The organism is Paenisporosarcina sp. P5_A11, from assembly GCF_056400705.1.
The window spans coordinates 1-13,121 of the sequence record NZ_JBFUKT010000086.1; the positions used below are offsets into that span (position 1 = coordinate 1).

The following is a 13,121-nucleotide window of genomic DNA, read 5'->3' on the forward strand; positions in this document are numbered from 1 at the left end:
TCGCAATGGTATACCCAAAGACATGATCATACGCTAATTTTTTCGGGATATTGTCGCCTTTTTTACTAATTACGACTGCTAATTCTCCTTCATAGTCATAAGAAGTGGTTACATTCGCATGTACTGATAATGTTTCATTATCGGCTGCAATAGTCGTAGGCGATTTTGTGAAAACCATCAGATTTTCAGGAGCACTTTGTAATCCCATTTCTTTTGCATGATCTTCATAATTTCGTCCTACAKCAATAATATTTTTCGGCGTACGGGGAATTGGTGATAACCACTCAATAGTTGAAAAGGCATGTTTAAATTGACCAGGTTCTTCAGATTTCAAAGCAGCATCTGTAAGCTTTCTCATTTGTTCTACAAAATCCATTCCGTTAGCAATTCCTTCGACGATTGTTTCAGGAAAACTTGGTACTACCTGGAGCGTCTCTTGTATCGCTAACACGTCCCACACTGCTTCTTCTTTTTTTACTTTTGGACCAAATTTGATATGGCCTTCGTAGCGATATGACAAAATTTTCATACACGGACACTCCCTGAAAAAGAATTTGTTAAATTCAGTCTACGATACTTCGACAGATTTTTCATCCGAAATTTTTATTTAATTTTCCCGTATGTGACTCTTTTCCAAATCGCTTCAACTGGTCCTTGCTTAAATTTAGACAACCATATTTCAGAAAAAATCATTTGAATGACGAAAATACCTACTGCCATCCAAGTTCCAGTCAGGACATCGATTTTTCCATATAACGCAAAACCATATGAATAGAATATAGTCGTTGCAATGACGGACTGGGATAAATAAGTAGTCATGGACATGCGACCCACTTTTGCTACCGGGTTCAATAGTTTCCGGAAGATGGTTAGCTGACATAAAAGAGTAATCAAACCAGCGTATCCAATGGCGACTAACGGTCCACCAAAGATATCTTGAACAAACATATAATAAAAGTTTGCCTCAAATAAATACGGCAAAATTTTAATAGAAAACCCAGCAACTAAAGTGACAGCCGTTAACGTAATCCAAAACGTTTTCTTATTTGACGTGCGTTCGATCAACTTCCCTTTTGCTGCCGCTGCTCCAAGTAACATATAAGGTAAAATGGTCATTCCAATTAACAATAAAGAACCTGATTCTATATTAGCGTAAGTCCAATCAGCTGCTCGTTGCATAAAAATATCCATCCAAGAACCTGAACCAAATGCATCAAGAGAAGATTCTATTTCTTGAAAACCCGTATAAAAATCTTCACCTGTTGCAGAGACAATAAAACTTAACAGCGCGAGTCCCATATTCGGAATGACATAAAGTAGCAATGCAATCGAAACTAACCACAGTCGTGATAAACGCAATAAAAAGAGGACTATAAAACCACTTAAAGCATAAGTGATTAATATATCTCCAGACCATATAAGAAACGCGTGTAGAATTCCAATGATAAGCAGAATGCTTAATCTACGTAAACCAAGCGGAATAAATGAAATTCCGCGTTCTTGTGATTTCCTAAATTGCATCATTAAGCCGTAACCAAACAACATGGAGAACAACGGATAGACGCTTCCTTGTATGGCGATATCGATCCATTGAAACGTATCTTTGTCACTCGGATCTGTATACCATGTGTACGGATTGATGTAGTAAAAAGGGGTATGGAATGCGAGCATATTGACGATAAAAATACCAAGAAGTGAGAAGCCGCGCATCATATCAATGGCAACTACTCGTTCATGTAATTCAGTAGGTTGAACTTTCACATTTAATCCTCCAGTATGATTGTTTGATCAGCGTCAAACAAATACAATATTTTCTCTTTTATCGTAATGGCTAAAATATGCTCAATCGCTTGTTTATAAAGTGAAAGCTGTAATCCATAACGATGATGCATTTCACGTAAAATGGAGGCTTCTGTAATAAGAACTCCCTTTATTCGATCGGTTTTATAATCCAGCAGTACCCACTCCCCGTCCGCTTCTTGGAAGAGGCAGTCAGCGATACCTTGCAAGATTTGAGTGTCTCCATCGTCATCGGTTAATCCATAAGTAAAAGGAACTTCTCGTAACACTTGCTTCGCTTGACGTAAGCGAGTAGCCAGTGGAGATTGTAAGAATGCCCCTAGTGCATCTGTCTTGATAGCACTAGCTTCATTCGATGTTAATAACTGTTTGTCTGCTAGCTGTTGGATAAATGCTTCAATTGATCCCTTACTTAGAGCTAGATTTACATCTACATGTTGCATAGCTGTATGCATTGCCGTACCGATTTCTGCAGATGTTAGTTTCCGCTCACCTTGTTGGAGAAAAGCAGGTCGCTTATAGATACTTTTAATCGCTTGTTGTACTTGGCTCGGTCTGAAAAATTCAGGTTCTTCTTCTTTTCTTAATTGATCCAGTCTTTTGAGCTCGCTCACCGATTGTTTTGAACGTTTAGAAACGGAGCGTTCAAATGGGTACACTGCATTAAATCGTCTTTCGATTTCGTCTGTCATTTCTGAAGTAACTACATTAGCAGTTGTTGGATTAGTCGATTGTGGTGATTCTAATTCTACTAAGACTTCACGTAAGTCTTCCACATAAATTGTCTCGAACGACCACTTAGAAGGATGTTGTAAACCCGAATGCGCTACTCCTTGCCACAAAGAGAAATCCGGATGTCTTGCTACTGACGGTCCAATCCAATCTAAGAACCCTTTAGCTCGTGAACGCACATATTCCGGCAACCTGTCTCCACTAGAGTTGGCAATATCAACCCATTTAGTGATGGATTTTTGTGCATCTTTTACCGTTCCAACAAGCATTAATTTTTCTTTTGCTCGCGTCATAGCGACATAAAGAACACGCATTTCTTCCGACTTTAACTCCAGTTGTTTCTTTTCCTTCATCGCCAAAAAGGGTAAAGATGTGTAGGCAATACGTTTTTCTGGATCTACTGCTTTGACAGCCAAACCAAATGTTTGATCAAATAAATATAATTCATTGAAGTCCATTTGATTGAAGTCTCTCCCTAAACCGGCGATAAAGACGTATGGAAATTCAAGACCTTTAGACGAGTGAATCGTCATAAGACGCACGACATTTTCTTTTTCACTCATGGCACGCGCAGTTCCTAAATCGTCTCCGCGCTTTTTCATGCGATCAATAAATCGTAAGAAGCGGAATAATCCACGGAAAGAGGATTTTTCATAAGACAAAGCACGATCATGCAATGCACGTAAATTCGCTTGTCTTTGTTTACCACCTGGCATTGCCCCGACCATTTCGTAATAATGCGTGTCCATGTAAATTCTCCAAATCAAATCGGCTAGTGAACCTCTCCGTGCCAAATCACGCCATTCTTCGTAATGTAAGAAGAACCGCTGTAACTTCTCGGCCGTTTCTGGGTCAATCCCACTCCCACCTAAGCGTATAAAGTTTTTAAGCGCCTCAAAAAAAGGCTCTTTTGGTGCTGACAAGCGAATATGTGAAAGCTCAGATTCTGTTAATCCGACAAAAGGCGCACGAAGCACAGACGCTAATGGGATATCTTGATATGGGTTATCGACTATACGCAGTGTGTTCAACATAATCATGACTTCGAGCGCGTCAAAATACCCTTTTGATAGATTCGCATATAATGGAATTCCTGCTTGCTTAAACTCCTCTGTTAAATCAGCGGACCAGGTCATTGATCTCATCAAAATGACAATATCACGGTATTCAAGAGGTCGTTCATTTTTCGTCCAGGCATCGACCACCATTGTTTGATTCTCCATCAATTTGCGGATTTTCCCGATGATATAACGGGCTTCCCATTGTGACTTTTTCAACTCTTCTAGCTCTTGAATCTCTTCATTAACTTCCTGGTCATCATCTGTCGATTCCTCGTCTTCTTGTTGTGATAGAAGCGTCAGCTCTACTGTTGATTGTTGATCAGGATAAGGCGCCCCTGGTTTTAATGCAGCCGCTTCATCATATTCAATTTCACCAACACGCTCGCCCATGATTTGAGAAAAGATAAAATTAGTCGCATACAAAATTTCCGGACGACTTCTGAAATTCGCATTCAAATCAATTTTGATACCTGTATCTAGAGCTTCAGTTGTAAACATTAAATACTTCGCTAGGAACAGCATTGGTTCTGCTAAACGGAAACGATAAATCGATTGCTTAACATCCCCAACCATAAACATATTTCCGTTTGCTTCTGTTCCACTTTTGACAATTTGTAAAATCGTTTCTTGTAAGCGATTTGTATCTTGATACTCATCCACCAACACTTCCTTGTACTGCGCCATTACATCTTCTGCAATGTTTGAAGGAATAAGATGACCATTTTCTTCTTTCGTCAAAATTTGCAGCGCAAAATGTTCAAGGTCTGAGAAATCGACTAACCCCCGCTCACTTTTTGCTAATCGATACTCCTCTCCGTATATAAGAGTTAAGTCGACGAGTGTTTGGAGAATCGGGTGCATCAGTCTCATTTCGTCTAGCAATCTCGCTGGAGTCCGCGTAAAGTAAGAATCTTTTATTCCATTAACCCGCTTCTTCAATTGGTCGCGCTTATCTTTGGCTTTTTGAATGAGGTCTTCATCGTAAGTTTCTTTTGGAATGCGCGCTGCAGTTGTAAATTTTAAGCTTTGAAAATAGTCAAAAGTAGATTGCCATGATTGTGTAGAAATTCGACGAATCCCTTCAGCAATTAATAATTGATCTTGCTCAACTGTAGTTCCATAAGGTGCTGGCCCAGCTGGTTGTATAGCAATCTGACGCATTTCCTCTGTCATAGAATAAGCTTCTTCAAGCGTATGTTGAATCGTTAATTTTAGAGCATGGATAAAAGGAAGCTCATCGATTTGCATGTCGATCGGCACATTGTAACCTTGCGGAATCGATTGTAACCACTTCTTCGGCTCAGGATGAACACTTGCAGCACCATATAATTTCTCAATCAGTGTTTCAATTAGTTGATCATCACGATCGGATGTAAAACTATCAACGAGTCGGTATATTTCTTCGGGATTATCTGCTTTGTAAGCTGTTTCCAACACGGCTGCCAACACATCGTCCCGAATTAATGCAGCTTCTGCCTCATTAGCGAGTCTGAAACCTGGATCCAAGTCGAGCACGTAAGCGTACTGTTTAACGATAGATAAACAAAACGAATGGAGAGTTGAAATTTGTGCCTTATTTAATAGGCTCAACTGTCTTCTTAAATGGCTTGATGTCGGATCCTTAATTAATTCTTTTTCCAATGCTTCCGCCATACGGTGACGCATCTCAGCTGCTGAAGCATTGGTAAAGGTCACTACTAAGAGTTGATCTACATCAATAGGATTCGTTTGTCGAATCATTTTTTGTATGAGTCGCTCGATTAATACGGCCGTTTTCCCTGAACCCGCAGCCGCTGAAACGAGTACGTCACGACCTTCTGCAAAAATCGATCGCCACTGAGCATCCGTCCAAGTTACGTCTTGTGGTTTAGTCGGTATCAACATTCGGTGTAACCTCCTCATTTATTCGCTGCGTAATTTCTTCCGGTGTGCTAACCGCTAGTTTGCGATAGTCTTGCTCAGGATCTGTTGGATCAAATTGACACACACTGCGGTAATTACAATAATCACATGCCGTTTTATCTTTCATACGGTAAGGCAACACACGCGTATCACCGGCAAGCATGCCATCTCCAGCTTGTTGATGTTTGGCCCGAACAAATGAACGCAAATTAGCCATATCTTGTGGAGAGACAACTTTTGACGTTTTCGAAATGGACCCATCTTTATTGATTCGGGCTGGAATAACTTTAGAAGCTCCAACAATTTCTGTATCCATTTCATTTAAAACAGCTGCATCGTCAATTAATAACCCACGCATTTTATACTTCTTGAACACTTCTTCTTCTATATCCATGTCAGACAACTCTTTTGCTAGTTTCAACATTGGATTATGAACGTGAACATATAGAACACCCGCAGGATTTGCTTCTTCACCTAACCAGATAGCAGAGTTAGTTGCTGCTACGTCTAAATACGTAAGCATTTGTAATGATATTCCAGAATACACATCATTTAAATCCAGGCCCTTTGCGGATGATTTGTAATCAACAATTCGGATAAATTGTTTGCCATCAATAACGGCTGCGTCCACTCGATCGATTCGTCCGCGCATTTTCATCGCGTTACCGTTTTTAAGTGGAATTTCGAGTGTCGGCAATTCTTCTCCCGGACCAAATCCCGCTTCGATCGCTATCGGTACAAAGCTCGAAACACTGGCATGATCACGCAATGTCGTCATCGTTCTCTGCAAAATCTGAACAAGTTTACGTTGAATATAATAATACCTTTTTGAACTCATTAAGATTTGATGAACGAAATGCGGCGAGATTTCTTCCACAGCTTGTCTTGCTAATTCCCAAGCCTGCGTAGTTGAAAGCTGGGCCCAAGAGATTCCAAGTTGTTTCGTTTCGTCAGCAATCCATTTTAATGCAGCATGGAATAAGTCCCCGATTGCGGGTGCTTCAAGACGATACTCACTACGCTCTTCTAATTGCAAACCGTATGTCGCGAAGTGTGCAAAAGGACAACTATAGTATTTTTCAACGCGAGACACACTCGATGTAAAGGAGTCACCATATAAGGCGTTTGTGGTGTCTGGATTTAAACGTTGCGCTTTTACTGGGTTTGATAACGGGCGCATCACTCGCTTGAAAACGCTTTGCCAATATGGGTCATTCTCATAATAAGAGGCAACTGCTAGCCATTCTTCTTCAAGTTGACCTTCTGTGCGTGTTTGTTTTATTTTTGTAGCTAAAAATTGCATCGTTGGTCTAGGATGTTGAATATAGTGCTTTGCACTTTCTTTTAATACTGCCGGGTCTATCACAGCAAGTTCAACTTCGACATTTGGCATTAATTTTTGTAGTCGCTTGATGTACGTGGACGGCAGTAATGCTTTGCCTTCTTCATCCGCCACAGCATACGAAATAAACAGTTTATCTGAAGCTGTTGTCACTGCTCGATAAGCCATGTAGGTTTCATCCATTAACCTCATTTTAGAAGTTGGGGCAAGCTCGAATCCAATTTGCATAAACCATTCGCGCTCGGTATCTGACAGCAACCCTTCTTGGTCGATGCGCTTTGGAAATACTCCATCGTTTACTCCAATCACAAAAGCCGCTCGAATATTTGACAAGCGTGATAAATCAACTGTGGCTACAGTTACTTCGTCAAGAGACGGTGGAATACGTGAGAACTCAAGCGTATCAAACCCTTCCTCAAGCAATCGGAAACTCTCTTTCGGCGTTAACTTTTCATCGCCAAACATCAAAACGAATTGATCCAGAACGTCTACCCACTGAGACCACGCTTGATCATGCTCAGTTGCAAGCAATAGATGACCATGTTCATTTTCATCGTCTTTTAATATTTGTATCTTATCGAAAATATATAGTTCTTCTACAAATTCAAAAAGAGCCTGTGCTACTTCTTTGCCTGTTTCACTGTTTTTAATCTTGTGAGCCAACGTTTGAAGAGGTGCTAACATGCAGTCACGTACAGCTGTAATATCCTCTTGTAAGGCGCGTTCTTCATCGGTTTGAGCTTTTGTATGAAATTCAAGTCCTCGATATTTTTTTACGAGCCAGCGTTTCTCATCAGTCCAACGATCTCCATAAATCCCTTGTGAAATCACAAAATTCTCTAAGCGATCGGCACGTTCACGCCAAATTTGTTTGTTTGCTTGAAGTGGGAAAATCAAATCTGTTTTGATCGCTCTAAACATAGATTCATATTGATAATCGTTCAAAATAGATTCAAAGACTGAACGACTCAATTCAACTAAAGGATGATGCAACATCGCCTTTTTGCGGTTAATGAATACCGGGATATCATATTGTGCAAATGTCGTTTCAAGAAGTTCATCGTACACTTCAGGTTGTCGATAAAGAACAGCGATGTCTTGATATCGCATCTGCTCATCCCGAACGAGGCGTCTAATATGCCTAGCCACAGCATGAACTTCTGCTCGACGACTGTCAGCTTCAATTACATGTACATGCTCGTGATTATCAATAGCTGGCGCGGGATACGTATGTAAGTTCTCTTCCAGATGCTGAATTTCGCTGTTCATAAAACGTTTGTTTTCATTTAAATGAACAGATGGTTCTATTGCTAGAGAACCTTCGTGCGCCATTTCTTTTAATCTCTCAGCCGTTTTTGCAGCTCCATGAAAGAGTGATTGATCGTCCATCAAATCTTCTATTTCGTTATTTAGTGGAAGTGCAATCGTGACGCGTTTGGCATGTTTCATCAACTCGCCTAATATTTCATACTCCCTTGTGGTCATTGTTACAAAGCCATCCACGTAAATATCAGCTTCTGCTATTAGCTCAGACTGATGAATCTGCTTTGAAAGCAACGCATAATACCCCTCACTGTCGATATAAGCCGTCCCAAGTCGTTCTTCTAATGCACGAAGTAAGACGGACAAATCATGAGCCTTGTCTTGCAATGTTCGAGGGGCATCCACTTGTTTAAGCGACTCTTCAAGTGAATGCAATGTATCACAATCCAAACAATAGCGAGTAAATTCTTTTAATAACATTTCCATTTGATCCGTAAAGCCGCGTTTATTTGCTGCTTGTTTGAAGAGGGAAAATTCTTCTTTATGTTCTTCCAATAATCTTCGTATTAACATACGGTAACCAAATCCACTAATTTCTTGTCGACTAATCCCACCTGTTTCTTGCAACACGCGCCAAGCTAAGCGTTTAAACGTCGTAACTTGTGTTCGGATAATTCCTTTTACTTCTTGAGTAGTTGATAATGCCGATTCAGTAGAAAATGACATTTGGTCAGGTACAACAAAAAATATAGGAGATCCCAGTGGATTGCTCTTCGATGCGTCGGCAACTTCACGTCTCATATATTGTGATTTCCCAACACCTGCTCGTCCAGTTATTAATCGCAGTGACACATGAAAGCCCCCTTAATTTTCTTTAGTAGTATTGTTCAAAAAGGAGCATAAAAAGAACCGAGGAGGTCAATGCGGCGTAGTCTTCGAGCACCACAGCGTATGTACCTAATACGTGAGGAGCGGAGAAGCAAGCCAACGAAGAGATCCGAAAGTTATTTTTAGCGGACTTTTTGAACTTCATATAAAAAATCCCGAAATTTCTTCCCTACCTCTATTGTACAGAACTACTGCAAGAGGTGGAAATTATTCGGGAGTTTTACCTGTAAAATCAATGGTGGCTGTTTCAAGTGGCCAATATCTTGCAACAACTTTTCCGACGATATCATCTTTCTTCACAAACTGAAAATAACGACTGTCGAGGCTTTGCCTGCGATTGTCACCAAGGACAAAATAGGAATCTTCTGGGATTCTCAATCTTCCTGTGAGCGTTTGAAGTGTGAAATTTTCTGTCAATCTTTCATTCGGATCATCAAAGGCATCATATGATTGCAAGAAAGGTTCTTCCACACGCTTGTCATTAATAAAAAGATTGTCATTATAGTACGTAATAACATCTCCCGGGACTCCAATAATTCGTTTAACGTAATCTTCATTTTCATCCGTATGAAAAACTAACACATCCAAGCGATCAATGTCGCCAACGGTATATGAAATTTTACTTACTAATACTTTATCCGAACTTTGGAGTGTGGGCTGCATTGATTGACCTGAAACTGAGTAATTCGTTACTACTAAGGAGCGAATGACGACAATGATTAATATGCCAATAATAATGGCTTTAGCCCATTCCCAAGCCTCCTGTTTCAATGAACTCAAACCATGGGCCCCTTTCCCTTTTGTCTTTCTTTTTGAATCAATCGAAAATCCGCTTCAACTCGTGCATTTAACCTTCGTTCAATTTGCTTACCTAAAAGCCATAATAATACGATAACTGCCACTACTATAGCTGTTCGTATTGGTTGTGTGATAAGAGCTCTAATATCATAGCCAATAAAACTTATGGTTAAAATCATCACAAATTTACCGGCAAGCAACGTCCATAAATACGTATTCTTTTTTATATCTGATAGGCCTGCCACAACATTTACGAGTGCAGACGGGGTAAACGGAAAACATAATAATAAAAATAACGGTCCAAATCCATGCGTTTCAACCCAATGAATTAATTTCTGAACACGTTCATGTCTGGTCATGATGCTAAGAAAGCGCGCACGACCATATTTGCGAATGATTAAAAACACAATATATGAACCGATAGCAGTCCCAGCCCAAGATATTAAAAAGCCTATCCATAAACCATATGCGCTAGCATTGGCAAAAACGAATGCAAATAGGGGTAAAAATGGTAAAAAAGATTCTAAAAATGGTAGTAAGAATCCGATGAGGGGTCCAAGTGATTTGTAATCCCTTGTTAGTTCTAATAAATTTTCTGTTGTTAACCAATCAAACATGATCCTCATCCTCAAAATATAATAGTTATCCTTCAGTTTTCCCGAGACCAGCCCGTATCAAACATTTGATATGTAATGATTAGATGAATAATAGACGTGGTTTCACTGGTGTTTATATAATGGTGGGTTTGATTTCCAGAAAAAACCAAGGTGTCACCTGATTCAAGTTGAATCTCTTCAGCTTCTAATATAATTTTCAATTCTCCAGTGACCACCGTTAAAGATTCCTCCACTCCATCCATATGAGCAACACTTTCATAAGAACTGTGTCGATCTAACTCAATCCTGTAAAGTTCCCAACCACGTTCTGGACTATACGGAATAATAGAAAATACACGATATCTTCCTTCGTCTTCTGTTACGAATGGAATTTCTGAAGATGAGATTTTTTTTACAGTAGATTTTGGTGGTTGTAAAAGAGAAGAGAAACTAATTTTCAATCCATCGGCAATCTTCCAAATGGTAGATACAGTCGGATTTGACYCCCCTTTTTCCATTTGTGCAAGTTGTGCTTTACTAACATCTGTCAGTTTCGCCATATCATCTAAACTCATCCCACGTTGGTAACGAATTTTTTTTAACTGAACACCTAAATTACGTCTCATCTGTTCCATAATTTCACCTCTCGTTGTTTATTTTAACATACAGTTGTATAATCTATTAAACATTCAGCGAGAGGAGCAGATGACACATGACATTTACGAATGGAATTCGAGCCGGTTTAAGCATCGCTATCGGATACTTTCCAATTGCTTTAACTTTTGGTTTACTTGCTAAAACAACCGGCTTATCTATGTGGGAGGCAACGGCTATGAGCATGTTTGTTTTTGCAGGTGCTGCTCAATACATATCGTTAACATTAATCTCAACAGGCGTTGATCCCATTTTAATTGTTCTAAATACGTTTGTCGTTAACATACGTCACTTTTTAATGACGGCATCATTGAACGAAAAGATGCAACCTGATGCCCGTTGGAAAAAAGCCATTTATGCATTTGGGGTTACAGATGAAACATTTTCGGTATTAGCTACACAAAAACGAGATAATATTCGGACATCCTTTGCTGCAGGCGTCATATTAATTTCCTATAGCAGCTGGGTAGTTTTTACAGCACTCGGACACGTTATTGGCGCTAATTTGCCTGCGTTCCTTCAAGCAGCCATGTCTATTGCATTATATGCAATGTTTGTAGGCTTGCTCGTACCCTCTATGAAAGGCAATCGAAAAGTGGCATTGCTTGCGTTATTCGGGGCAGTCATTCACTGCGCCTTGTATTGGAGTGGCTTATTATCAACCGGCTGGGCAATTCTAGTTGCCACTTTGGGTTCCGCGATTTTGGTTGAAATTCTATATGCTCGGAAAGGACGTGTCGCCTAATGGAAAAGTGGTATTGGTGGATGATTCTCGGAATGGCTATTGTGACCTATATTCCGCGTGCTTTTCCGTTAACTTTTTTAGAAGGACGTGAATTACCACCGCTTGTTAGTGGTGTATTAAGAAATATTCCCTTTGCTGTATTAGGTGCTTTAATATTTCCCGCCATCCTATTCGTTCAAGAAGGCAATTTATTATTTGGCTTTATTGGTGCCGTCGCCGCATTCGCATTAGCATTTGCTGGAGCAAACGTCATCATAGTGGTAATGGGATCTATCGCAGTATTAGCTATTTATAGTTTGATAGGCTAGATGAGTTTTTATTTAATGGTCCAGGTTGATGGAGTGACTCTCCAGGTTGTACAAGATGTCGCCTCCTCACTCAATTTGGAGGTGCCTCATCATCTTGTTAATGTGAGTTGATCCAGATTGACAAGGTGATGCTCCAGGTTGACGGAGTGGTTCGCCAGGTAGTACAAAATGTCGACACCTCACTCAATTCGGAGATGTCTCAACATCTTGTTAATGTGAGTTGATCCAGATTGACAAGGTAATGCTCCAGGTTGACGAAGGCTCCCGCCAGGTTGTACAAATTATCTACCATTCCTATCCTTCACTAATCATCTGAATATTCTTGCAACGATTTTATAGCTACACATCACTTTCTTATTTAGAGAGACCGAGGGACAGGCCCTTTGACGTCTCGGCAGCGGGTTCAACTTAATTGTTGAACACTGTGCCAACTCCTGCAAGCGAATGTACCTAATCGCTTAAAAGATGAGAACGAGATGGTTTTCCGTAAATTCGGAGAGCCTTCTTTTTCTTGAGTATCAGAAAAAGATGGCTCTCTTTTTTTAGTTCAGAGATAGAAAGATGATACGCTAAAATTACCTGCGGAATCAATTATTTTCCTTTTCAGGGAATTCTCAATTTCCGAGTGAAAGTAATTTATTAAGAAGGAGGTTCCGTAAAATCAAGAGCAACTTGCAAAGATCTTTACTAATAAAAAACGGAGGAATTCAAATGACATTGGTAATTGATATAAAATCACAGTTTTATGATAGTATCGATAGCCATTCAGAACGAATTATCTCATTGGCACAAGAAATTCATGCGAAACCTGAAATGAAGAAGTGTTTGCTAGCTATTCTTTAAGCGAGAATTTGGTTTTGTAGTGACTCTTAGTGTAGCTGGTCATGACACTGCCTTTTATTGAGCGAACCAGAATTACTTCATCAAGTGCGTAAAGCTCATGAAGTAGCACTTAAAGCGAAGAATGAAGAATAAATGTGTTATACAGCGAGTGGCTTATTTGCCGCTCGTTTTTTTAAAGCACCATTCTTC

General features: G+C 39.9%; 10 protein-coding genes and 1 riboswitch. Of the genes, 3 read left to right on the forward strand and 7 right to left on the reverse strand.

Translation table 11 applies throughout. From position 1 onward, the window contains the following. The 7 genes from AC1DOS_RS12350 to AC1DOS_RS12380 form a co-directional block, all read right to left on the reverse strand. On the reverse strand, positions 1-529 hold a 529-nt coding region (locus AC1DOS_RS12350), incomplete at its 3' end, for a fumarylacetoacetate hydrolase family protein (RefSeq protein WP_477537739.1). Between the two features lie 74 nt (positions 530-603). After that, positions 604-1,761 (reverse strand): DUF418 domain-containing protein, encoded by a 1,158-nt coding sequence (locus AC1DOS_RS12355; RefSeq protein ID WP_477537740.1) that lies wholly within the window; start codon positions 1,759-1,761, stop codon positions 604-606. A gap of 2 nt (positions 1,762-1,763) precedes the next feature. Next, positions 1,764-5,477, reverse strand: a complete 3,714-nt coding sequence (gene addA / locus AC1DOS_RS12360) for a helicase-exonuclease AddAB subunit AddA (RefSeq protein WP_477537741.1) — start codon at positions 5,475-5,477, stop codon at positions 1,764-1,766. Further along, positions 5,461-8,952, reverse strand: a complete 3,492-nt coding sequence (gene addB, locus AC1DOS_RS12365; protein ID WP_477537742.1) for a helicase-exonuclease AddAB subunit AddB — start codon at positions 8,950-8,952, stop codon at positions 5,461-5,463. The genes addA and addB overlap by 17 nt, the downstream gene beginning before the upstream one ends. A gap of 243 nt (positions 8,953-9,195) precedes the next feature. Continuing rightward, entirely contained in the window at positions 9,196-9,768 is a 573-nt protein-coding gene (gene lepB, locus AC1DOS_RS12370; RefSeq protein WP_477537743.1) for a signal peptidase I, read from the reverse strand. Beyond that, a complete protein-coding gene (locus AC1DOS_RS12375) occupies positions 9,765-10,403 on the reverse strand; it encodes a TVP38/TMEM64 family protein (RefSeq protein ID WP_477537744.1) in 639 nt (212 codons plus the stop codon). The genes lepB and AC1DOS_RS12375 overlap by 4 nt, the downstream gene beginning before the upstream one ends. A 32-nt stretch (positions 10,404-10,435) precedes the next feature. Then, the gene (locus AC1DOS_RS12380; RefSeq protein ID WP_477537745.1) at positions 10,436-11,017 is read right to left on the reverse strand and encodes a helix-turn-helix domain-containing protein; all 582 of its coding nucleotides are present in this window, start codon (positions 11,015-11,017) and stop codon (positions 10,436-10,438) included. Between the two features lie 77 nt (positions 11,018-11,094). Between AC1DOS_RS12380 and AC1DOS_RS12385 the strand changes: the two genes are divergently transcribed. From AC1DOS_RS12385 to AC1DOS_RS12395, 3 genes are all read left to right on the forward strand, one after another. Further along, positions 11,095-11,781, forward strand: coding sequence for an AzlC family ABC transporter permease (locus AC1DOS_RS12385; protein ID WP_477537746.1), 687 nt, complete (start codon positions 11,095-11,097; stop codon positions 11,779-11,781). Further along, on the forward strand, positions 11,781-12,089 hold the full coding sequence (locus AC1DOS_RS12390) for an AzlD domain-containing protein (protein ID WP_477537747.1): 309 nt from the start codon (positions 11,781-11,783) through the stop codon (positions 12,087-12,089). Before AC1DOS_RS12385 ends, AC1DOS_RS12390 begins: the two co-directional genes overlap by 1 nt. A 351-nt stretch (positions 12,090-12,440) precedes the next feature. Further along, positions 12,441-12,561, forward strand: a riboswitch (SAM riboswitch). Between the two features lie 239 nt (positions 12,562-12,800). Beyond that, on the forward strand, positions 12,801-12,932 hold the full coding sequence (locus AC1DOS_RS12395; protein ID WP_477537748.1) for a hypothetical protein: 132 nt from the start codon (positions 12,801-12,803) through the stop codon (positions 12,930-12,932). Positions 12,933-13,121 lie beyond the last annotated feature (189 nt).